The 22,527-nt window shown below is 56.9% G+C and carries 16 protein-coding genes and 1 pseudogene; 10 read left to right on the plus strand and 7 right to left on the minus strand.

Going from position 1 to position 22,527, the window contains the following annotated elements:
- Nucleotides 1–67: 67 nt before the first annotated feature.
- The 7 genes from AC3WS9_RS05445 (at nucleotide 68) to AC3WS9_RS05475 (ending at nucleotide 7,416) form a co-directional block, all read left to right on the plus strand.
- The gene (locus AC3WS9_RS05445; protein WP_492487179.1) at nucleotides 68–1,015 is read left to right on the plus strand and encodes a hypothetical protein; all 948 of its coding nucleotides are present in this window, start codon (nucleotides 68–70) and stop codon (nucleotides 1,013–1,015) included.
- 174 nt (nucleotides 1,016–1,189) lie between these two features.
- Complete coding sequence (locus tag AC3WS9_RS05450; protein WP_285154511.1) at nucleotides 1,190–2,179, plus strand: Ig-like domain-containing protein; 990 nt, start codon at nucleotides 1,190–1,192, stop codon at nucleotides 2,177–2,179.
- A 58-nt stretch (nucleotides 2,180–2,237) separates the two neighbouring features.
- Nucleotides 2,238–2,600, plus strand: a complete 363-nt coding sequence (locus AC3WS9_RS05455; protein WP_282494207.1) for a putative holin — start codon at nucleotides 2,238–2,240, stop codon at nucleotides 2,598–2,600.
- Between the two features lie 10 nt (nucleotides 2,601–2,610).
- Nucleotides 2,611–2,856 carry a hypothetical protein gene (locus tag AC3WS9_RS05460; RefSeq protein WP_282494208.1) on the plus strand — a complete coding sequence of 82 codons (246 nt, stop codon included), beginning with the start codon at nucleotides 2,611–2,613 and terminating at the stop codon, nucleotides 2,854–2,856.
- A 213-nt stretch (nucleotides 2,857–3,069) separates the two neighbouring features.
- Nucleotides 3,070–6,285, plus strand: coding sequence for a molybdopterin cofactor-binding domain-containing protein (locus tag AC3WS9_RS05465; RefSeq protein WP_492487182.1), 3,216 nt, complete (start codon nucleotides 3,070–3,072; stop codon nucleotides 6,283–6,285).
- A gap of 12 nt (nucleotides 6,286–6,297) precedes the next feature.
- Entirely contained in the window at nucleotides 6,298–6,756 is a 459-nt protein-coding gene (locus tag AC3WS9_RS05470) for a (2Fe-2S)-binding protein (RefSeq protein ID WP_492487184.1), read from the plus strand.
- 81 nt (nucleotides 6,757–6,837) lie between these two features.
- Nucleotides 6,838–7,416 (plus strand): NTP transferase domain-containing protein, encoded by a 579-nt coding sequence (locus tag AC3WS9_RS05475; protein ID WP_492490302.1) that lies wholly within the window; start codon nucleotides 6,838–6,840, stop codon nucleotides 7,414–7,416.
- Nucleotides 7,417–7,586: 170 nt separating this feature from the next.
- Here the strand turns inward: AC3WS9_RS05475 and AC3WS9_RS05480 are convergent, their stop codons facing one another.
- Nucleotides 7,587–9,059, minus strand: a complete 1,473-nt coding sequence (locus AC3WS9_RS05480) for a nucleobase:cation symporter-2 family protein (protein WP_282494212.1) — start codon at nucleotides 9,057–9,059, stop codon at nucleotides 7,587–7,589.
- Between the two features lie 471 nt (nucleotides 9,060–9,530).
- Between AC3WS9_RS05480 and ygfT the strand changes: the two genes are divergently transcribed.
- Both ygfT and AC3WS9_RS05490 read left to right on the plus strand, forming a co-directional pair.
- Nucleotides 9,531–11,471, plus strand: coding sequence for a formate-dependent uric acid utilization protein YgfT (gene ygfT, locus AC3WS9_RS05485; RefSeq protein WP_492487186.1), 1,941 nt, complete (start codon nucleotides 9,531–9,533; stop codon nucleotides 11,469–11,471).
- Entirely contained in the window at nucleotides 11,468–11,935 is a 468-nt protein-coding gene (locus AC3WS9_RS05490) for a 4Fe-4S dicluster domain-containing protein (protein ID WP_492487188.1), read from the plus strand. The genes ygfT and AC3WS9_RS05490 overlap by 4 nt, the downstream gene beginning before the upstream one ends.
- A 52-nt stretch (nucleotides 11,936–11,987) precedes the next feature.
- On the opposite strand, the gene ssnA is transcribed toward AC3WS9_RS05490, so the two are convergent.
- Together ssnA and ygfK are read right to left on the minus strand one after the other, a co-directional pair.
- The gene (gene ssnA, locus AC3WS9_RS05495) at nucleotides 11,988–13,322 is read right to left on the minus strand and encodes a putative aminohydrolase SsnA (RefSeq protein WP_492487190.1); all 1,335 of its coding nucleotides are present in this window, start codon (nucleotides 13,320–13,322) and stop codon (nucleotides 11,988–11,990) included.
- Nucleotides 13,319–16,423: a putative selenate reductase subunit YgfK gene (ygfK, locus tag AC3WS9_RS05500; RefSeq protein WP_492487191.1), complete on the minus strand. Its 3,105-nt coding sequence runs from the start codon at nucleotides 16,421–16,423 to the stop codon at nucleotides 13,319–13,321. The genes ssnA and ygfK overlap by 4 nt, the downstream gene beginning before the upstream one ends.
- A 405-nt stretch (nucleotides 16,424–16,828) precedes the next feature.
- On the opposite strand from ygfK, the pseudogene AC3WS9_RS05505 reads away from it, so the two are divergent.
- A pseudogene (locus AC3WS9_RS05505) lies at nucleotides 16,829–17,608 on the plus strand (XdhC family protein); the annotation flags it as partial.
- Nucleotides 17,609–17,625: 17 nt separating this feature from the next.
- Here the strand turns inward: AC3WS9_RS05505 and arcC are convergent.
- From arcC to dpaL, 4 genes are read right to left on the minus strand one after another with little or no spacing between them, the layout of a single operon-like run.
- Entirely contained in the window at nucleotides 17,626–18,558 is a 933-nt protein-coding gene (gene arcC / locus AC3WS9_RS05510) for a carbamate kinase (protein WP_492487193.1), read from the minus strand.
- Nucleotides 18,555–19,976, minus strand: a complete 1,422-nt coding sequence (gene hydA / locus AC3WS9_RS05515) for a dihydropyrimidinase (RefSeq protein WP_492487195.1) — start codon at nucleotides 19,974–19,976, stop codon at nucleotides 18,555–18,557. The genes arcC and hydA overlap by 4 nt, the downstream gene beginning before the upstream one ends.
- A gap of 53 nt (nucleotides 19,977–20,029) precedes the next feature.
- Nucleotides 20,030–21,241 (minus strand): YgeY family selenium metabolism-linked hydrolase, encoded by a 1,212-nt coding sequence (locus AC3WS9_RS05520; protein ID WP_282494219.1) that lies wholly within the window; start codon nucleotides 21,239–21,241, stop codon nucleotides 20,030–20,032.
- Nucleotides 21,242–21,295: 54 nt separating this feature from the next.
- Nucleotides 21,296–22,495: a diaminopropionate ammonia-lyase gene (gene dpaL, locus AC3WS9_RS05525; RefSeq protein WP_492487197.1), complete on the minus strand. Its 1,200-nt coding sequence runs from the start codon at nucleotides 22,493–22,495 to the stop codon at nucleotides 21,296–21,298.
- Between the last annotated feature and the right edge of the window lie 32 nt (nucleotides 22,496–22,527).

Here is a 22,527-nt window from a genome sequence, read left to right on the forward strand (position 1 = left end):
GTATCAGCAATATTGGTTTCCTGGCAGCGCTAATCACCGCAGTATTTTTGACTTCACGAATGATGTGATGCAAATAGAATCTCCGGGGTTCCCGCTGGTTCCGGTGGATTCGGATAACTTCGGTAATGTCATCACGCTGCCGGGCGGCACAGGATATTATATTCTGGGTAAATACCTGATGGATTCGACGTTTAAAACTGTCGCCGATGCCAGCGGGTTATTTGATAGTCTGCCTGCCAATGTGGCTAACTGCGCCTTTGCGCCCGATGCCAGCGCGGCGGATGATGCCCACCTGTATTTCATCGACAGCGTTGGCCTGAACTACGCCCATATCAAGCGCAATCTTATGAATGACTCCTCGGTGGACGCGAAGGCCATTATCGCGCTGCCCGTCGAGGCGATGATCAGTTCGCCGCTGAGTATTGTGGGTGATACCGCCAACGGCGGCTGCTGGCTGTTCTACGTGGCTGAAAAAGAGGGCATGTACAAGCTGGTGAATGTCTATTGCAAAGATAATCAGGTGGTGAGCCACAGCGCGGTCTTCCTGCCGTGCGGCGGCGTCCCAACCTGTATCGATATCAGCAAAAACAACATCGCTATCCAGCGGAATAATGCCAGCCTGGTGTACGGTCAGTTCACCATCGCCGGTAACGTGCTGGATGTTCATTTGACTGAATCGGTGACGGGTTTGAGCACCGTATTTATCCAGAGCGCCTTCTCCGTCGACGGGAACACGCTATTTTACGTCACCGAGGAGGATAAAAAGCACGTGCTGAATGCGCTGAATCTGACTACCGGCGGTGTGACCAAATCCTTCACCACGGGGAAATATATCGCCCTGAAGCGCGGCCTGGATAATATTATCTATGGTCTGTCGGTGAAAACGACCAGCTCTTCCACCGTATTAACCGTCACGCCTAATACGGCGGCGGATGATTTTAGCGTGGCAGAGTTTTTCTCATCGGTAAACGGGGGCTATTTCCCATCGACCGGCTGGAGTAATAATCCGTTCTAAATATGACTGCCTTTCTTTAGCCGCTGTTTTAATCAGCGGCTTTTTATTGCGCGCTATTCAGAAAACTATTTATTGCCCGTTGGGTGACTGTATTAAGCGCAACGCTGTGCGGTGTGGCTGTTTATTATGGACCCCGATACAGATGGTATCGTTTATATTAATAAGGTAAATAGTATGGCTAACACCGTTTCAAAATTAAGCGCCACCCCAAACCCAATTGCTAACGATGGTTCTCAGGTCTCTACCGTTTCTGCAACCATTTTGACCGATGGTAAACCTGCGGTAGCGGATATCGTTGTGAACTGGGCTGCTGTAGGCGGGGCGCTCTCTGACGTGACATCAAAAACTGATACATCAGGTATCGCTAAGATCGACATTACCGCCACCGTTGGTGCGAGTACCGTCAGCGTGACGGCGACCACTGCGGATGATCTCGTGGGCCGCAAATACGTCATCAACACCTATACGCCGCATGTTGCGCCGACAATCACCAATGCTAACGCCGATGATTTATTCACTCTCGATCATTACGATCTGCAATTTGGTGTGCAGGCGGAAATTCCAATTTACGACAATATTGAACTCAACCAGATTGTCACTTTCTACTGGGGCGAGGCTGACAGCCGTGAATTTATTATTACCGACACGGTGCATCCGCCATTCATTATTGATGTGACCAACGAAATGTCGCCAGATTGCCTTAAAAATGGCACTTACAGCGTCTATTACTCTTCCACGACCCAGTCCGGAAATACGGTGAACTCTTCACCGGTGCCGGTTGTGGTTTCCGACGACGGTCAGGTTATGCCAAGTCTGGCTAAACCGGTGGTGGCTGATGCCGATCCGTGGATTAACATCAGCGACGCGGGCGACGGCGTTGACGTTGAAATTCAGTACTCAAGCATCGCGGCGGGTGATTCTGTCACCTACTTCTGGTCAGGCTTTGACGAGCAGGGCCGCCTGATCACCCAGACTGAAGCCACGGGCAACGCCGCGGTTGTCGACGGACAGACCAAAGTGGTCTTCACCGTGGATAATCAGTACTTCTATCCAAATGGCGCCGGCTATAAAGGCTACGCCGAAGTCTATTACACCGTTCAGCCTGCGGCGAGCACCAGCGTTCTGCTTTCTCAGACACTGTCCTGCCTGGTTGACACTCAATAATCACCCTAATCATCGTCCCGGCTTAGGCCGGGACTGACTCATTTAAAGGGGAACTACTATGGATTTGTTGACTTCTCTTTCGTCACTTCCTTTTTGGAATGAGATGCCGATGACATTATTGACTCAATATGAAAGTATTTCGTTACTGGCCGGAGCGGCCTGCGGCGCCATTATTTATACCGTTAATATCAAATATGTGAGCTTTTGGCAGCGCAGCGCTTATTTCGTGGTCTCCTTTATTTTAGGCGTCAGCTGTGCCGAAAGCACAACCAACCTGTTAAACAAAGGCATGGATAAATTTATCAGCCCGGCACCGGAACTGAACAAAACATTTACCGCCGCATTAACCGCAGCCATCGCCGTCAGACTGATTAATACCATCATTGATATTTTACTAAAACGCTTAGCAGACAAAAAATAAAGGTGTCATCATGGATTATCTCGCTCTCTATGAAATAACCGCGCTGCTGATTATTCTTATCCGATTGATTACCCTACGCAGAAATCACCCGGTAAAACTCAGCGTGCTCAGTGTGACCTACTGGCTCGCTATTGTCGTCTGTTGCATGTTAATCGTGAGATTGCTGGACGGGCGAATAGTGGCAAGCCGGGCGCAGCTGGCTTTTATCGTGCTGTTTGGCGTGATTGCCTGGGTTGATAAGATCTTAAAGAACTAACCTCCTTCCCGATAGAGATAGTTTTATCATAGTGATACGCGTTTTCTCCATTTGATAGGGGCGCGTCGTGCCCCTCGATCCCCCGTTACCCCCTCGCACGATTTTTTCTGAATTGACTTCACAGAACACCATTCAAATTCCCTCTGCCACGAGAGATGGCACAGCCATTGCTTCATCACCCTATCTTTTTTCTGTTAGCGGAGAGGAAACAACATGGAAACATTGCTGGTTGGCAATGAGGTGCCGCGGGTAGACGGGCTTGCGAAGGTGAATGGCAAGGCCGTGTACGGCGATGACATCAGAATGAAGAATATGCTGTATGGCGCATGTCGATATGTCGATATTCCCGCCGGGCGAATTGATTCTGTGGATTTGTCGGAGGCGGAAAAGGTCCCTGGGGTGATAAAAATCGCCACCTGGAAAGATATTCCCGGTCAGCGCAGCCTGGGCGTGATTATTCCCGACTATCCCCCGATTATCGATCGTGAAATCGCCTATCGCGGCGATGTGATTGCCGTGGTGGCTGCCGAATCTTATGAAGCCGCCTGTCTTGCGGTCGACAAAATCAAGGTAACTTACACCCCCTGGGAACCGATTACCTCTCCCGAAGAGGCGATGAAACCGGGAGCCCGGCTGATTCACAGCGAGCTGGACAGCAATATCATTAATCACCATCACACGGTGAAAGGCGATATTGACGCCGGGTTTGCCGCTTCCACGCGCATTTTTGAACGTGAATATGAAGTCGGGTTCCAGGAACACGGCTATATCGAACCGGAATCCATCACCGCGTATCTGGATGATAACGAGCAGATCATGACCATTTCCGGCTCGATTCAGAATGCGCACCGTATTCGCGGCATCGTGGCCAAATATCTCGACCTCCCGCAGGCCAAAGTGAACGTGAAACGCTCGGTACTGGGCGGTTCGTTTGGCGGCAAAGATGACATCATTGATAACCTGGCATGCCGCGCGGCGCTGCTGGTTCATCTGACGGGACGTCCGGTGAAGTTTACCTACAACCGTGAACAGTCGATGCGGGAAAGCTATAAACGCCACCCCTACAAAATGAAATACCGCATCGGGCTCGACGACGACGCCCACATTCAGGCGATGAAAATCGAGATTATCGCCGACGGCGGTAGCTACTCCGGACAGACGGTGTTTGTGACCTGGCGCAGCTCGGTCCAGGCGGCAGGCCCGTACAACATTCCTAACGTGCGCGTCGATGTGACGGGCGTCTATACCAACAATAACTACACCTCGGCCTATCGCGGCTACGGCGCACCGCAGGTGATTTTTGCCAACGAATCCCTGATGGATGAAGTGGCGGAGATCATCGGGTTGTCGCCGGTGGAATTCCGTCTGCGCAACGTGTTGCAGCAGGGTGATACCAGCATGGCCGGGCAGGTCTTCGATAAACACAAGGTTTCCGCCGAAGAGGTTCTGCAAAAATCGCTGATTAAGGCCGAGTTTGAAGCGAAGCGGGCGCACTACCGGGAGCTCAATGCGCAGGGCGGCCCAATTCGCTACGGCATCGGGTTTGCCCTAAGCCATCGCGGCTGCTCGCTGGGGGCGGAAGGGCTGGATGCGTCGTCAGCGCTGATGCAGGTGAATGCGGACGGCAGCGTTAACATCTCCACGTCGGTGTCGGAGAACGGGCAGGGGCTGCAAACCACCATGTCGCTGCTGGCGGCGGAAGCCTTTGGTATTGGGCTTGATCGGGTGATGTTCAGCGAACCGGCGACGGCGATGATTGCCGATGGCGGCTCGACTGTTGCCTCGCGCGGCACGCTGATGGGCGGACAGGCGATTCTGAGCGCGGCGAATAAGATCAAAAAACGCATGGCGGCGGCGATCAAAGAGACGCTGAAAGCCGGAAGTGATGAGGATCTGGTCTGGCGGGAAGGGCGCGTGTTCCATCGCCATCATCCTGAGCACAGCCTGAGCTTCCAGCAGGTGGTCGACATGACCAAAGCCACCGGCGCGAATCTGTCATCCTACGGCTGGCACGTGGCTCCGGATATTCACTGGGACGAGGAAAAAGGGAGCGGTAGCCCGTATTTTACCTGGGTTTACGGCTGTCAAATCGCCGACGTGGCGGTGGACACGCGCACCGGCAAGGTGACGGTGAATAACGTCGTGGCGACCCATGACGTCGGCAAAGTCATCAACCCGGTCGGGTTTGTCGGCCAGGTTTATGGCGGCGTCCTGCAGGGGATGATCGGCTACGGCATGCTGGAAGATTTCAACACCGAGCACGGCGTGGTGAAGTCGGAAAACTTTGATACCTACCTGCTGCCGACCATCAAGGATATGCCGCACATCGACGTTATCGCCGTTGAGAACCATGACAACGCTGGGCCGATGGGGGCAAAAGTGATCGGCGAGCCGGTGCTGGAGCTGGGTGCGGCCGCGTTAAACAATGCGGTGAGTTTTGCCATTGAACGCCACAACCGCACTCTGCCGCTGACGCTTGAGCAGGTCAGACTCGGTTACAACCTGAAAAAACCGGAACGTCAGAGCGAGCTGATGCTCGACTCCGAAGAGAAAAAGCAGATCCACCGTCTCAATTCCGTTTCGTTAAAAATCCCTCACACCCTGGAAGAGGCGCTCACTCTGCTGGCTGACACTAAGGCTGTGCCGATTGCGGGTGGTACCGATGTGCTGGTTCAGGCGCGCATGAAATCAGAAGGCGTGCCGCTGGTCAATATCGCGGCATTGCGGGAGCTAAAAGAGATAGCTGATGTGAACGGCGGCGTGTCGGTCGGGGCGGGCGTTTGCTTTAGCGACCTGGTCAAACATCCGCTGATTCAGGCGCGCTATCCGCTGCTGGTCACGGCCTGTCGCACGGTTGGCTCACTGCAGCTGCGCAATCGCGCGACTATTGGCGGCAACATCGTCAACGCCGCGCCGTGCGCCGATTCGCTGCCGCCGCTGATTATCTACGATGCAGAAGTGGAACTGCGCAGCCTGCGGGGCGTGCGCCGCATGCCGGTCAGTCAGTTTGTCACCGGCGGGTATCGCACCTGCCTCGAACCGGACGAACTGGTGACGCATATCCATCTTCCGGCCCCGATGAAACAGCCGCTGACTACGCGGTATCTGCAGCTGGGGCGGCGGAACGCCCTCAACATCACCCGCCAGAGTTTAACCGGCCAGTTCCACGTGGATGCGGCGGGGATCATTCAGGTCTGTCGGCTGGTGGATGGGGCGCTGATGAGCAAGCCGCAGCGTTTGACGGTCGTCGAGCAGGCCCTTGTGGGGCAACGTCTGACGGCTGACACCATTGCGCATGCGGAGCAGGTGCTTCATACCCTGATCGAAGGCGCAATTGGCGGGCGCTGGTCTGCCCCGTACAAGATTCCGGTATTTATCGATATGTTCCGGCAGATGCTGCTGGAAGTGATGACAGAGCAGAGCAAATAAGGAGCCATGACCATGAATCATATTGAGCTTATTGTGAATGGCATTCGCGTTTGTCGTGATGTCGAAGACAACCAGCGCCTGATCGATTTTCTGCGTGACGACCTGCAGCTGACGGGCACCAAAGAAGGGTGCTCCGTCGGGGAGTGCGGCGCCTGTACGATTGTTGTCGATGGCAAATCGGCGTGCTCATGCCTGCTGCTGGCCGCCCAGTGCGACGGGGCAGAGATTGAGACCGTCGAAGGGCTGTATCGCGATCCGGTCGGCAAGCGCCTGCAAAATGCCTTTGTCCGCCACGGCGGCGTGCAGTGCGGCTTTTGCACGCCGGGCGTGCTGATGAGCACCAAAGCGCTGCTGGACGTGAACCCCACTCCTGACGATGACGAGCTGAAAGAGGCGCTGGAGGGCAACCTCTGCCGCTGCACCGGATATCAGCCGATCATCACCTCCATTAAAGCCGTCCTGAAAGGGTAAGTCGAACCGACACCGCCGCGCAGGCGGCGGTGTAAACGGAGGAGAAGAAGGGTGAGTACCAGGCAAACAAAAGAGTGCGTCATGCTGGCGGCGGGTCTCTCCAGCCGGATGGGAAAGTGGAAACTGATGATGCCCTGGGGCGACGGGACAATCCTTGATAGCGCGCTTGCCAGCGCGTTATCGTTTTGCGATCGCGTGATACTGGTGGCCGGACATCGCGGCAATGAGCTGGCGCTGTACTACCAGGATCATCCGCGCATCGACGTTATCCAGAACCCTGACTACGAGGCGGGGATGTTCTCCTCCGTTCAGTGCGGGGTGGCTGCGGTGACCTCTGCACGCTTTTTCCTCGCGCTAGGCGATATGCCGGAAGTCACTCCCGACGTTTATCGCACCCTGTGGTCTGGGGGAGATCGGGACGTCTGTTTGATCCCCGGACACAACCGAGGCAAAGGGCATCCCATTTTGTTGCCCCAGCGAGCCATAGCGCTGATCGCACACGCGCCGGAAGGTACCACGCTAAAAGACGTAATCAATCAGATCGAAACGCACGTGGTGAGTGTGGGAGAGCAGGGCATTCACTGGGATGTCGATACGCCAGCGCAGTATTCGCAGGTCGCGCAATGGAGTGGTCGAGCCTGCACGATGACTTCAAAGTAATCTTTTTCTGCATCGCCCCGGTGGCCTGCCTGCCGGGGCGTTTTTTTTGGCTCGTTAAAAGAGTAACCCGAAGCTGAAGCGGCTGCTCAGCCCCAGGTCGATGGCCTGCTGAACGGCGGGAACCGCCAGCAGCGCCAGAATGATCGCCGCAACAAAAAGTCGCGTTGCCATCACTTCTCTTCCTGCTGCAGGAGCTGCTGCTCTTTTTGCACTTTGCGCAGCAGGAGCCACATCCGCACGGTTCTCACCGCCATATTACGCGCCGCCGAGCTGGGCGGGAGCGGGTCTGGCACCAGTGCGTCGTGGGAGACGCGGAAAGGCACACTCCCGTTTAGCGTCAGGTTGGCGACAATCGCCGTCAGCGTCCCGATGGTGATCCCGCTGTGCAGGAACAGCTGAACCATCGGCGGGAACTGGCTAAACAGATTGGGCACCAGCACCGGCATCATGCCGAGGCCCAGGGTCAACGCCACCACCATCCCGTTGTTGTTATTGCGGTAGTTCACCTGCCCCAGCGTGCGAATGCCGGACACGGCCACCATCCCGAACATCACAATCCCCGCGCCGCCGAGAACTGGTTTCGGGATCAGCACCACCAGCGCCGCCATTTTGGAGAAAATGCCCATCAGCACCAGAATCATTCCCGAGACGGAAACCACATAGCGGCTGCGAACGCCCGTCAGGCCGATCAGCCCGACGTTCTGCGCAAAGGCGGCGTAGGGGAACAGATTGAAGAAGCCGCAGAAGGTGGTCGCCAGCCCGCAGGTGTTAAGGCCATTGCGCAGCATCACCGCATCCACTTTTTTGCCCACGATATCGCCCGTCGCCATCATCGACGACATGGTTTCCACCATCACGACCACCATCACCATCGACAGCAGCGCGACGGGGATAATGTGAAACTCAGGCTTCGCGAAGGGCATCACCGTCGGCAGGTGGATCCACGGGGTGGTATGGACGAGGCTGAAATTGAGCGGCTTGAAGAAACTCCAGAGCACAGTACCGATTACCAGCCCGATCAGCACGGAGGTGTTTTTAATCACCCCTGAGGCGAAGGTGTAAATGTTGAGGATAATCACCAGGGTGATGGCCCCCATCAGCAGGCAGAACAGATTGCCGAATCCGGGCATTTCGCTTGAGCCGCCGCCAATCCAGCCTCCCGCCACGGGCATAATTGACAGGCCGATCAGCGTGACGATCCCGCCCATCACCACTTTCGGGAAGAAGCGGACCAGGCGGCTAATCCAGGGCGCGCAGCAGAGAATGAAAATCCCGGAGACAATCACCGCGCCGGAAATCCCGCCGATGCCGTACTGCTTGCCGATCAGCACCATCGGGATCAGTGCGGCAAACGTACACCCCTGAATCAGCGGCAGTTTACAGCCCAGCCACTGGGTCGCGCCCATGGACTGAATGATGGTGGCGATGCCGCAGACAAACAGATCGGCACTGATCAGTAGAATAATATGTTCGGGGGGAAGCCCCACCGCGCTGCCCACCACGAGCGGCACCGCCACCGCACCGGCGTACATCACCAGCACGTGCTGCAAACCGTAGAGGATCATTTGGGTTATGGGCAGAATTTCGTCAACCGGAGCGGTTGATCCTGTGGCTCGTGGAGCCGGAATGGCCATGTCTTTCATAAAAAGGTTGTCTCCTGTACGACCCCAGCACACCAATTGGGTTGAAAGCTGAAGTTACGATTCGAAGGCCTTAGCCTCCCTGCGCTGATGAGATCACCAGCATGTTGCGCACACGGAGAGTGTTATGCGTAAGCTGTGCCAGAAATGAATGCGCAAACCCGTGATGAATATATTCTGTGAATTAAATCACGCGTCGTTGGAAATAATGAAATGCCCTGAAATAAGTTTGCGAGGCGAATTCCAATACATACTCTCTGGCGATATCACATTGAGAAGAATTATCTCTCATAATGGTATGGTCATCGCAGATAGCGTCCATATTTTCAAAAGGTTAACGTTTTAAATATTCGGGTTGTCGAGCGAGTTTTTGATATGGCTCGCAAAATGGCGTTTCGAAAAATCCCTCAACCAAACATCGCCTGATAATTGCATAGCGTCCCTGAGTCATTTCAGAATAATAAAGGGAAGCAAATGAATAAATTTATTGTCGCGGATGCGGCGAATTGTATTGGCTGCCATGCCTGCGAAGTCGCCTGCGTTCTCTCCCATCACCAGGATAGCTGGCCGCAGCAGCGAAGTGATTTTCTTCCACGCATTCATGTCATTTTTAAGCGCGGTGCCAGCAGCGCCACCACCTGCCATCACTGCAATGACGCGCCCTGCGTCGCCGTTTGCCCTACCCAGGCGCTGTTGTTCGCCAACGACAGCGTGCAGTTCCGCCAGGAGGCGTGCATCGGCTGTAAAAACTGCGTCATCGCCTGTCCGTTTGGGGCCATTGAGATGGTGGCGAACGACGAGTCATCGCCGCTGCTGGCGCAAAAATGCGATCTGTGCAGTGAAAATGCCTCCGGGCAACAGGCCTGCGTGGCGAACTGCCCGACGCAGGCGCTGCGCCTGGTAGACGAAAAGGCGCTTAACCAGCTCAGGCGCGATCGGCAAATCCGCTCGGCGCTGGGGCAACAGCAGGAGCCGCATCACGGCATCCGACGCCAGGAGATGTTGAACAAACCGCCGCGCATCGGGGCGAAAAAGGTCGATGCCGAACAGCGCAAACAGCATTTCGACGAGATTTACCGCCCGCTTGCAGAGTGCGATGCCGGATATGAAAGCGAGCGCTGCCTGAGCTGCGCGCAAAAAGCCTGGTGCAACTGGACCTGTCCGCTGCATAACGCGATTCCGGATTTCATCCGCCTGGTGAATGAGGGCAAAATTATTGAGGCCGCCGAGCTGTGTCATCAGAGCAGCTCGCTGCCGGAAATCTGTGGCCGGGTATGTCCGCAGGATCGGCTCTGCGAAGGGGCCTGCACGCTGAAAAACGAAGGTGGATCGGTGGCGATTGGCAATCTTGAGCGCTATATCACCGACACCGCCCTGGCGATGGGCTGGCGACCACAAATCGGCGAAGTGGTGCCGCGCAAAGAGCGGGTGGCGGTGATCGGGGCCGGGCCTGCGGGGCTGGGCTGTGCCGATATTCTGGCGCGCGCGGGCGTGCAGGTGGATGTGTTTGATCGTCACCCGGAAATTGGCGGGCTGCTGACCTTTGGCATTCCGCCTTTCAAACTCGATAAACATATTCTTGCGGTGCGGCGCGAAATTTTCAGTGAAATGGGGATTCGTTTTCACCTTAATCAGGAGGTGGGCCGCGATATCGCTTTCAATGAGCTGGTGGACAACTATGACGCCGTGTTCCTCGGCGTGGGCACCTACGGCCTGATGGCCGCTGGGCTGGAGGGGGAAACGCTGCCGGGCGTCATTCAGGCGTTGCCTTTCCTGATCGCCAGTACCCGCGAAGTGATGGGCCTCGAAGAGGTGGCGGAATACCCGCTGACCGAAATCAAGGGCAAACGCGTGGTGGTGCTCGGCGGCGGTGATACGGCAATGGACTGCCTGCGTACTGCCATCCGCCGGGGGGCGGCCAGCGTCACCTGCGCCTATCGCCGCGATGAGCAAAGTATGCCCGGCTCGAAGAAAGAGGTCGGTAACGCACGCGAAGAGGGCGTGGAGTTTCAGTTTAACGTGCAGCCGCGCGTTATCCAGTCCAACCGCAAAGGCCAGGTGAGCGCCATTGGGCTGATCCGCACAGAAATGGGCGAGCCCGGCCCGGATGGACGCCGCCGTCCGCAGCCGGTGGCCGGGTCGGAATTTGAACTGTCTGCCGACGTGCTGATCATGGCCTTTGGTTTCCAGGCGCACGATATGCCGTGGCTGCGCGGGAACGGGATCGCGCTCGACCGCTGGGGGCAAATTTGCACCGGCGGGAAAGATCGCGGCACGACGCAAACCAGCAACGACAAGGTTTTTGCGGGCGGAGACGCCGTTCACGGCGCGGATCTGGTGGTCACGGCGATGGTGGCCGGACGTCAGGCGGCGCAGGAGATGCTGACGCTGTTTAAGCGTAAGGAGGAAGCATGACGCGTTTTATTTTTGCCAGCCCGGAAGCCTGCATTGGCTGTCGGACCTGCGAACTGGCCTGCGCGCTGGAGCACGGCGCGCCGGGCGGTAAACTTCAGCCGCGACTTACCGTGCTGCGCCTGGATACCCTGAGCGTTCCGGTGATGTGTCATCAGTGCGAGAACGCACCCTGCGTGGCGGTTTGCCCGAGCGGAGCGTTATCGATGGGGAGAGAGCGGGTTGAAGCCGATGCCGGAAAATGTATCGGCTGTCAGCGCTGTGCGGTGGTTTGTCCGTTTGGCGCGATCACCATTGAGATTAAGGCTGGGGAATTACCGGCGATGGTGAAATGCAGTCTGTGTGCTGGCAGGGAGCGCGGCCCGGCCTGTGTCGAAGCCTGTCCGACGGCGGCGCTGAGTCTCATGACTGAACAGCAGCTGGTGGCGCTGCGACAAAAGCGCCAGGCCGATACCGTCAGTTGGTGAAGGCTGGCGCGAAAAAATCCCCCCGCTGCGTATCGCCGGGGGGATTTTTTTATCAGGACAGGTTATCCATCCGCGCCCAGAGTTTCTTCGCCACCCTTCGTGCTTCGGCGAAGATCGGTTCGCAGTCGAAGGTAAACTGCCGATTTTCATAGATCATCACGCCGTTGACCATCACACCACTCACGCTGGCAGACCCCATGCCGAAGGCGATATGCCCGGCGATGTTTTCGGCAATAAGCGGCGTCGGAGGCTGATAGTCACACACCGTCAGATCCGCTTTGAAGCCCGCTTCAAGGCGGCCAAAGCGAGCGTTGAAGTTGCGGTTCAGCAGCTCGTTGCCGTTGCTCAATGCGCGGGCAAAGCTGTCCGGCCACAGCGGCCCGCCCGCGTCGCGGTGTTTGAAGAAGGCAAACTTCATCTCCTCAAACATATCGGAGCCAATGCCGTCGGTCCCTAACGCCAGATTGCGTATTTCGAGTAAATGTTGGTTATACCCGACGTGGTTGTTCATATTGGAGCGGGCGTTGTGCACCAGAAAACCGTCGCTGGCATTCAGCAGCGCAATATCCGTTTCGGAAAGATAGAGGCCGTGGGCGACCAGCGTTTTGCTGTCGAGCAGGTCGAATTCGGCGAGGCGCACCAGCAGATCTTTCCCGTAGCGGTGATGGCTGTGCGAAACGTCATACCCGTCTTCGGCGGCGTGAATATGCAGGCCGCGCCCGGTGATTTTGAGCGCTTCTTTCAGCATTCCCAGCCCTTCATCGGGGACGGTAAAGGGCGCGTGAGCCCCAATGTGCGCCTCAACCAGATACGGCTGCTCGCCTTTTTTTCGAGCCGCGTCGATCTCCCCGGCGAAGCGAATGTTCTCTTCGACACCGGCTACCAGCTCTTTGGTGCCGCCGTTACGATCGGTAGTTTCGAAACAGGTCATACCGCGCAGGCCGACTTTCAGGAAGGCGTTACGCAACTGGCTGAGTGAACCGCCGATGTAATCAGGCGAGGCGTGGTGATCAATCACCGCGGTACAACCGCTGCGCACCGCCTCCAGCGCGCAAATCAGCCCGCTGTAGTAGAGCGACTCTTCGTCCAGCGCGCGATCGAGACGCCACCACAGGTTTTTCAGCGTTGAGATAAAATCCGGGCAGGGAGGGATCGTCGCCTGAATGCCGCGCGACAGACCCGAGTAGAAGTGATTATGCGCGCAAACCATCCCCGGCATGACGATTCGCCCGTTCATCTCTTTGCTTTTCGCCTGCGGATAGCGCGCGGCGAGCGACGGACCGACCTCCAGAATGACGTCGTTTTCAATGGCGATGTCGACGTTTTCCCACACTTTCGCCGGATGCAGCTGCACGCCCGTCGCATTTTTCAGAATGATAATACTCATACTTCAACGCCTCCCAGCAGATAGCTGTGGTGCTGATGGACATGGCTGATGATGCGACAGAGCGCGCTCAGCTCCGGTGGAACCTCGGTGAACTGGCTGTCCTGGCCGATCGCGAGCTGCCAGGTTTGGTCGTTCTGCCGGACGTGTACGCTGTGGTTGTCGACGAAGAAACCGGGGTTGCTGCTGTGCAGAAAATCCTGCATCAGGCTGAACACCGTAACTTTGTCTTTGTACGGTTTTCCCTGCCACGGACAGAACTGCGCGCAGTTCCCGCATTCGTTGCAGTACGCATCGAGATGCAGCGTCTGATAGCGGTTCTGGAAGCCCGGTACGGCGATGGAGACGTTGGCGCGGTTCGGGCAGACGTCGACGCACTTACTGCAGATATAGTTGCATTCGAGACAACGGCTGGCCTCCTGGGCAACAAACGCATCGCTGTCGTCTTTGCTGATTTCAGCGATGGCAATCGCCCCTTTGCGCTGATAAACCTGCGCCGGATCGACGTTGTTCCAGTGTTTGTTGGCGTGAGAACTGGCGATATTTTCCCGCGCCAGGATCACGTCCGTCGCCCGCCGGGCATTGCCGATGGCGGCGACGATGGAAGACGGACCACGCTGGACATCGCCAATCAGGAACACGCCCGGTTTGCGGGTCTCCCCGTCGGCATTGACCTCTGGCCAACCCTGTGCGTCCAGCGGAATACCCATCGCGGCCAGCGCGTCGGTGTCCTGCTGTTCCCCGATGGCGGTGATCAGCGTATCGACCTGCATGGTGCGGGTTTCAGCGGTGTCGACCGGGCGGCGACGGCCTTTTTCATCGGGTTCGCCGAGCGTCATCACCCGCACGACAAGCGTCCCATCGGCGTTAAATTGCTCCGGATTGCTCAGGAACTGGAAGGCGACGCCATCATGCAGGGCTTCTTCATACTCTTCCCGCCAGGCCGGCATCTCCTGCTGTGAGCGGCGATAGACGATGGTGGCTTTTTCTACCCCCGGTACGCGCAAGGCCGCACGGGCGCAGTCCATCGCCGTATTCCCCGCGCCGACAATGGCCACGTGTTTGCCGAGATGCAGAGTATCGCCGCGGTTAAATTCGCGCAGGAAGTCGAGGGATTTGCGCACGTTCGGGTTATCGCCGCGCAGCTTCACGCCGCTGTTTTTGTTGGTTCCTGTGCCGACCAGCACATAGTGGAAGCCCTGCTGCTGGAGTTTTTCCACGCTCAAATGCGGGTCGCAGCCGTAGACAATTTTCACCCCGTGGTCGACCACAAAATCGATGTCATGCTGGATGAGTTCGCCCGGGATGCGGAACTGAGGAATGATGTTTTTGACCACGCCACCGGCGTTCTCTTCGCGTTCAAACAGTGTCACCGGATGTCCGGCGCGAGCGAGGAAGTAGCCCGCCGCCAGCCCCGCGGGACCCGCGCCGATCACGGCGACCGGATGAAGTGAACCGGAACCCGCGGGTTTGTGCCAGCGACGCTGATACTCCTCCCAGCCTTTTTCGAGGGCGATTTTTTTCAGTTCGCGGATGTTGAGTGCGCTGTCGTAATCGAGGCGCGTACAGTTGTACTGGCACTGGTGATCGCAGATATGACCGGTGATGGCGGGCAGGGCGTTGCGTTGATAGATCAATTCGAGCGCGTCGGCATATCGCTGCTGCCCCAGCAGGCTGATGTATTCCGGAATGTCCTGCTTGATGGCACAGGCGTTGACGCAGGGGGCGACGTAGCAATCGAACATTGGCAGCGGTTCGGCGACTTCAATGCGGTCCTCCGGCTTCCAGCTTTTCTGGGTATAGGCCATGGTCGTCGCTTTTTCGGCCAGCGCGTTCAGGCGCGCGACGTCAATCTGCGGCATCTCCCAGCAGTTGGAGGACTCCAGCTCATGCAGGCAGGCGGTCAGGCGCAGGTAGCCGCCGGGTTTGAGCAGATCCGTCGCCATGGTGATCGGGCGAATCCCGGTTTCGAAGATCTCGCGGATATTAACCTGGCTGGCCCCGCCGGAGTAGGAGATGGGCAGCTTGCCGTCGAACTCGCGCGACAGCAGCGCCGCAACGTTGATCGCCAGCGGGAACAGCGCGCGCCCGGACATGTACATTTCACCGCCCGGCAGCGCGCCTTTGTCGTTGAGGGTGCCGAGGGTGTTGGTGAGTTTCACCCCGAAGCCCAGCGAGCGCGTTTTGGCAAGGGAAACCAGGCGGTTGAGCATCTCCAGCGCCCGGTCAATTTTGAGATCGTGCTCGAAGGATTCTTCGCTAAGTTTGATATACCCGAAGCCGCAGGCGTCGAGAATTTCGCGCACGCGCGGGTAGCCTAATAGCGTCGGATTGAGCTTCACGAAGGTGTTGAGGTTTTTCTCTTCCAGCATGTAGCGGCAGATGGCTTCGATTTCATCCGGCGGGCAGCCATGCATGGTGGACAACGTGATGCTCTGCACTAACTTGCCCGGAATGCGCTGGGCCAGCGTCGCAAGGTGATATCGCTTCGCTGCCGGATTGACGCGATTAATAAAGGACTCATCCTGCAACCAGCGGGTGAGTGTGTTGCGATATTCGGCAAATTTAGGCTGGGCGGAGGCATCGATCATATTATCGATAAACTGCTGCATCGGCGGCTGCTTAATTCCCTCGAGGTTATACCCGACGCTCATATTGAAAATAAAGGATTTGCCATTTTCGACGGGAGTGAGGGGGAACAGTTCTTCCAGCAGATGCAGAATAAACCACGCCTTGAGATATTCATCCCAGGCTTTCAGAAGGGTGAATTCCGTTGACCATTCGGTGTTAAAACATTCGTCTTCCGCATCGATGCAGGGTTTTTCCAGTTCCAGGCGGTCGAGTATTTGCACGGTTTTCAGTTCGATAAACCGCCCGCCGGTCAGCCAGGAGGTAATGATATTCTGCGCCAGCTGGGTGTGCGGCCCGGCGGCGGGGCCGACGGGAGTTGCGCAGTTTTCGCCAAACACGCTCAGGCTGTGCGGTGCTTTCTGCTGATAAAACTGCTGTTCTGGAATACCAAAAATGGAATGCTGGCTCTGGTATTCATCAAAAATGCGCGTCAAGAGTTCCTCAAACGGAACGGGACGCATAATATCCCCCATAACCTTCTCCTTAATTTGTCAGAAAGACATTGCTCGTGTTGTGATAATTCCAGTGAATGAGGAGAAGGAGAGCAATAATCACACCACCTGTTAGCTCACGGCCCGTGATTGAATAAATTTGTGAACCAGATCGAAAGTCGGAGGCAATAGGATAAATAATTCCCCGATGCCTGATGCGAATTAAAATCACTCTTTTTTAAGCCGAGGTTTTATTTCTCAAAAACAGAAGTGAGCTATCAGAATGATAATAGTAAGCACCGAGGGATTATCGCGGCAGGACGAAAAGGGGACTGAAAAGGCAAATAAGCCGACGATGCTCACGCTTTAGCACGTCAGGGATGAAATCAGCACAAACCTTGCATGGCAAAAAGGATTGAGATCAAAGGAATAATCATCGAGGTCGTTATGAATATTTTCGCAGAAGCCGCACGGCTTGAAGATCAAAACCGGGCGTTTGCGCTGGCGCAAATCGTCGACAGCCGCGGCTCTACTCCCAGACATTCCGCCCAGATGCTGGTCCGCGATGATGGCTCTATCCTGGGGACCATTGGCGGGGGAATGGTGGAGCGGAGGGTGATTACCGAAGCGCTGGAGGCGATGCAGGAGAAGGCCTCGAGAATGTTTCACGGGCGCATGGCGCGCAACGGCAGCGACGCAGTGGGGTCTGACTGTGGCGGGGCGATGTCGGTTTACATCAGCGTGCATGGCCTGCGCCCGCGTCTGGTCTTGATCGGTGGCGGTCACGTGAATCGGGCGATTGCGCACGGAGCGGTGCTGCTGGGTTTTGACGTTGTGGTGGCGGATATTCACGAAGAGAGCCTGAACCCGGACTACTTTCCGCCATCGACCACTTTGCTGCATGCCCCCACGTTCGGAACTGCCGTTGAACAACTGGCGATTTGCCCGGAAAACTTTGTGCTGATCGCCACCAATAACCAGGATCGCGAGGCGCTGGATAAGCTGATTGTGTTGCCGGTGGCCTGGCTTGGGCTGCTGGCCAGTCGGCGCAAGGTGCAGGTGTTTGTCCGCCAGATGCGGGAAAACGGCGTGGCGGAAGCGGATATCGCCCGTCTGCGCGCTCCGGTGGGGTATGACATTGGGGCCGAAACGCCGAATGAAATTGCCATCAGCGTGCTGGCGGAACTTTTGCAGGTAAAAAATCAGGCCCCTGGGGGCCTGATGATGGCAGAGGCGGTTGCTGATTAACCTTCGATAATCGTCCCGGTTTTACCTTCAATGCCCTCTTTGGCTTTGCTCAACATAGTAATGAGCGCCTGACGACCGGGACGCGAACGGGCGAAAGAGGCGGCCGCTTCCACTTTGGGCAGCATGGAGCCTTTGGCGAAATGCCCTTCGGCAATGAAGCGCTCGGCATCGCTCAACGAAAGCTTCTCTAACCACTGTTCGTTAGGCTTACCAAAGTTGATGGCAACCTTCTCCACGGCGGTGAGGATAATCAGCATATCGGCGTCGATCATCGCCGCCAGTCGCGCGCTGGCCCAGTCTTTATCGATTACCGCGCTGGCACCGCGCAGATGGTTGCCCTCACGAATCACCGGAATTCCGCCGCCACCGGCGGTGATCACCACCTGACCGGCGTTCATCAGCGCTTTTACCGTCTCTTTTTCGATAATATCCAGTGGCTTCGGCGAGGCGACGACTCGGCGGTAGCCGCGCCCGGCGTCCTCTTTCATGGTATAGCCCTGGCGGGTGAGCGCGTCGGCTTCGTCTTTGCTGAAGAAGGATCCGATGGGTTTTGTCGGGTTGCGGAAAGCCTCGTCGTTGGCATCCACTTCCACCTGAGTAATCAAGGTGGCGACTGGAATGGGCATGTTGCGACCGAGCAGCTCTTCACGCAGGGCGTTTTGCAGATCGTAGCCAATGTAACCCTGACTCAGGGCCACGCAGACGGACATCGGCAGCATCGGGGTGTGGGCTTCGGTTCTGGCGGCAGCTTCGAAGGCGAGATTGATCATCCCTACCTGCGGACCGTTGCCGTGGGTGACCACCACCTGATGACCCTGCGCGATCAGGTCCACAATCGCCTGCGCCGTTTGCTTCACGGCCTGCATTTGCCCGGCAAGATTGTCGCCCAGGGCATTCCCGCCCAGGGCGAGAACAATTTTTTTACTCATTGATTCCTCTCATTGAAATGTGTTCCCGTGGCGGGAGCGTGCTTAGCGGAAAAAGGCTGACGGCGGATAAAGCGGCCCTGTCCGGCACTGCCGGTAAATTTACCGTTGTGATAAATCACCCGGCCTCGGGAGAGGGTCTGGCGAATCGCGCCCTGGCAGATAAAGCCTTCCCACGGTGAATAGTCGGCATTGTCGTGCAGCATCTCGTGGCGGATGGTGGTGGTTCTTTTCGGATCGATGATCACCACGTCGGCATCCGATTCGGGGGCGAGCAGCCCTTTCTGCGGCCACATGCCAAACAGTTTTGCCGGATTGGTGCTGGTCAGGGCGACGAAGCGCTCCGGCGTAATACGCCCGGTCATCACCCCGTTGGAGAACATCAGCAGCAGGCGGTTTTCAACACCCGGCAGGCCGTTCGGGCAGCGGCTGAAATCACCACCGGAGATCTGCTGGCGCTGGGCCATCGAGAAGGTGCAGTGATCGGTCGCCACCACGTCAATTCCACCATCGGCAATGCCGCACCACAGGGCGTCGTTGTTGCTGGCATTACGCAGCGGTGGGCTGAGAATAAACTTCAGCGCGTCGTCGCGTTCATAGCAGCGGTCGTCGAGCAGCAAATATTGCGGGCAGGTTTCGACCCACACCGGCTGATGACGAGCGCGGGCGAGGCGTAAATAGTCCAGCCCCAAACCGTTGGAAAGATGCACGATATACAGCGGCGCGTTACCTGCGAGCTGGGCAAGATTGATCATCCTGGCGATGGCTTCGGCTTCACACTCCACCGGACGGCTCAGGGCGTGATAGCGTGGGGCGGTTTTCCCGGCGGTGATAAACTCGGCGCGTTTTTGCTTGATGGCCGCGTCGTTTTCCGGATGGACGGTGGCGAGCGCGTGGGCGCGGTGCAGATGGTGCAGCGCCTGTAAAACCTCGTCGTCGTTCAGTTTGTACTGATAGGTCAGATAAAGTTTAAAACTGCTGATACCCGCCTCAACCATCATCGGAATTTCATCGAGAATGGCGGCGTTAATGTGCTGGATGACGCCGTGAAAACTGTAGTCGATCACTGCTTTGTAGGCGGCGTAGCCCTGATAGGCCTCAAGCTGATGACGCAGTCGACAGCCCGACGGGCCAAATCCCATATGATCGACAATGGTGGTCGTCCCGCCACAGGCGGCGGCGCGGGTGCCGGTGAAAAAATCATCGCAGCTGCGTGCGAGGCCGGTATCAATATTAAAGTGGGTATGAACATCGACCCCGCCGGGCATGACGTAGCACCCCTCGGCGTCAATAATCTCGCAGGTCGGCTCAACCTCAATACGTGGGGCAAGGCGTTTAACCCGACCCCCTTCGATCAACAGATCCTGCTTTGCCTGTCCGTCGGCGTTGACGACAAGGCCATTTTTAATCAACAGGCGCATAGAAAACCCCAGACTCCCGCCGTGGACGCGGCGGGAGGTGATGCGAAAAGCGATTATTCGGTTGCCAGCCAGCTCAGCGGGATAGCGGCATACATGGCGGCGCAGGTAACCAGGTGTGATTTCCAGGTTTTCTCGTTCGGCGCGTGCGCTTCCGGCTCTTTGCCTGGACCAAAGCCGATCACCGGAATGCCGTGACGGCCCATGATCGAGACGCCATTGGTGGAGAAGGTCCACTTGTCGACGACCGGCGCTTTGCCGAACAGGCCTTCATAGGCGTTGCTCAGGGCGCGGACGGTGAAGTGATTCTCTTCCACTTTCCAGGTCGGGAAATAGCACTCGGTAGGGTAGACCAGACCGGTCCATGAAGGACGGTCGTAGTTGTACATGGAGACGACTGCACCGGCTTTTTTGACCGCTGGCAGGGCGCGGATCTCTTCCAGCGCGCCTTCCCAGGTTTCGCCCCAGGTCAGACGGCGGTCGATGGAGACGGCACAGCTGTCCGCCACCGCGCAGCGGCTTGGCGAGGTGAAGAAGATTTCGGAGACGGTGAGGGTGCCTTTGCCGAGGAATTCATCGTTGCCCAGGTTGTGCGAAAGCCCCTGCAGATCGTTGAGGATTGGGCCCATTTTGAAGATGGCGTTGTCGCCGCGTTCCGGCGCAGAGCCATGACAGCTGACGCCCTGAACGTCGACGCGAATTTCCATGCGTCCGCGCTGGCCGCGATAGATCTGGCAGTCGGTGGGCTCGGTACTGACCACGAACTCCGGGCGGATGCCGGACTGTTCAATGATGTATTGCCAGCACAGGCCGTCGCAGTCCTCTTCCTGCACGGTGCCGGTCACCAGCAGGGTGTACTCATCTTCCAGCCCCAGATCCTTGATGATTTTCCCGGCGTAGACCATGGAGGCCATGCCGCCTTCCTGGTCGGACGCGCCGCGCCCGCCGATCAGTTCATCAGTTTCCATGCCTTTATACGGGTCAAAGTTCCAGTTTTTGATGTTGCCGATGCCGACGGTATCGATGTGAGCATCCATTGCCACCAGACGCGGGCCGTGGCCGATATAGCCGAGCACGTTGCCCATCGGGTCGATTTCCACTTTGTCGAATCCGACTTTTTCCATCTCTTCTTTGATGCGGTGCACGACGCGCTTTTCATCGCAGCTTTCGCTCGGGATGGCGATCATGTCGCGCAGAAAACGTGTCATATCGTCCTGATAATGTTTTGCTTTTTCAGTAATCAGTTTGAAAGGAATTTGCTTAGCCATTGAGTTGTTCTCCAGTCCTTGTTTTCCCGTGTTTCGGGATGAAATGAATATGCGTTACCGCGCTGCCGGATGTTTGCCTTCCCAGACCACTTCCCGGTAGTGCTTCGCGTCTGTGTCGCCTTCGGTACTGATCGCCAGCACCACGGAGTGACTGTCCAGCCCGAGTTTTTGCATTAGCGCATCGCGGTCGGGATGGCAGTGAATGACGGCAAGTAGCCCCACGCCGACGGCCCCGGATTCACCGGAGATAATGGCGGGGTCGTTGCCGAGAGGATTGCCCAGCACCCGCATCCCCAGCGCCGCGACGCTGTCCTGGCAGGAGACGAAATGGCTGGCGCAGTTGCGCAGGATCTCCCAGCCCAGCGGATTGGGTTCACCGCAGGCGAGGCCCGCCATAATGGTGGCCATATCGCCGCCAACATTGACGATGTCGCCTTTCACGCCGGAGCGATAAATGCAGTCGGCCTGGTCCGGCTCAACAATGACTGAGGTCAGCTCATGTGCGCCGTAAACGTTGGTCAGATAACCGAGCACACCGCCGGCCATCGCGCCAACACCGGCCTGTAAGAAGACGTGTGTCGGGCGGGCAATCCCCAGGGAGGACATCTGGTCGGCCGCTTCGTCGGCGAGCGTCGCGTAACCCTGCATAATCCAGGTCGGGATTTTGGTGTAGCCTTCCCACGCGGTGTCCTGCACCACTTCCCAGCCGTTTTTTTGTGCCATCTGTAGTGTGAAGCGGACGGTATCGTCGTAGTTCATGTCGGTGACGATGCACTGCGCGCCGAGGCGAAGAATGGCATCAACGCGCTCCTGCGCGGAGCCTTTCGGCATGTAGATCACCGCATTTTGCCCAAGCTGTTTTGCCGCCCAGGCCACGCCACGTCCGTGGTTGCCATCGGTAGTCGTGGCGAAGGTCATCTTCTCTTTGATACTGTTTTTCAACGTATTGAAGGAGAGGGCGTTGATATCTAGCTGGTATTTTTCACACAGCAGTTGGGCGATGGCGTACGAACCACCTAGCATTTTGAAGGCGTTGAGGCCGAAGCGCTGCGATTCGTCTTTGACCAGAATTTTGTGCACACCGAACAGGGCGGCCAGGTCATTCAGGGCATACAGGGGGGTTGGCCTGTAACCGGCTATTTTTTGATGGAACTGACGGGCCTGCTGCGCCTGCTGGCGAGAGAACAGCGACGAGTGTTCCCCGGTAAAAAAATGGTTGTCGGCAATATCCATCTTCATTGAGAAAGTAGACATAGGCGATCCTTCTCCCTGGTGTAAAAGAGACG

This window comes from Lelliottia sp. EB106-05-01-XG201 (assembly GCF_058791735.1).

Coding starts and splice junctions, on each gene's coding strand:
- AC3WS9_RS05470 (WP_492487184.1), top strand. CDS start 6,298: ATGAATCATATTGAGCTTATTGTGAATGGCATTCGCGTTTGTCGTGAT.
- AC3WS9_RS05490 (WP_492487188.1), top strand. CDS start 11,468: ATGACGCGTTTTATTTTTGCCAGCCCGGAAGCCTGCATTGGCTGTCGG.
- AC3WS9_RS05480 (WP_282494212.1), bottom strand. CDS start 9,059: ATGAAAGACATGGCCATTCCGGCTCCACGAGCCACAGGATCAACCGCT.
- AC3WS9_RS05465 (WP_492487182.1), top strand. CDS start 3,070: ATGGAAACATTGCTGGTTGGCAATGAGGTGCCGCGGGTAGACGGGCTT.
- ygfK (WP_492487191.1), bottom strand. CDS start 16,423: ATGGGGGATATTATGCGTCCCGTTCCGTTTGAGGAACTCTTGACGCGC.
- ssnA (WP_492487190.1), bottom strand. CDS start 13,322: ATGAGTATTATCATTCTGAAAAATGCGACGGGCGTGCAGCTGCATCCG.
- AC3WS9_RS05455 (WP_282494207.1), top strand. CDS start 2,238: ATGGATTTGTTGACTTCTCTTTCGTCACTTCCTTTTTGGAATGAGATG.
- hydA (WP_492487195.1), bottom strand. CDS start 19,976: ATGCGCCTGTTGATTAAAAATGGCCTTGTCGTCAACGCCGACGGACAG.
- arcC (WP_492487193.1), bottom strand. CDS start 18,558: ATGAGTAAAAAAATTGTTCTCGCCCTGGGCGGGAATGCCCTGGGCGAC.
- ygfT (WP_492487186.1), top strand. CDS start 9,531: ATGAATAAATTTATTGTCGCGGATGCGGCGAATTGTATTGGCTGCCAT.
- AC3WS9_RS05475 (WP_492490302.1), top strand. CDS start 6,838: ATGCTGGCGGCGGGTCTCTCCAGCCGGATGGGAAAGTGGAAACTGATG.
- AC3WS9_RS05445 (WP_492487179.1), top strand. CDS start 68: ATGCAAATAGAATCTCCGGGGTTCCCGCTGGTTCCGGTGGATTCGGAT.
- AC3WS9_RS05520 (WP_282494219.1), bottom strand. CDS start 21,241: ATGGCTAAGCAAATTCCTTTCAAACTGATTACTGAAAAAGCAAAACAT.
- AC3WS9_RS05460 (WP_282494208.1), top strand. CDS start 2,611: ATGGATTATCTCGCTCTCTATGAAATAACCGCGCTGCTGATTATTCTT.
- dpaL (WP_492487197.1), bottom strand. CDS start 22,495: ATGTCTACTTTCTCAATGAAGATGGATATTGCCGACAACCATTTTTTT.
- AC3WS9_RS05450 (WP_285154511.1), top strand. CDS start 1,190: ATGGCTAACACCGTTTCAAAATTAAGCGCCACCCCAAACCCAATTGCT.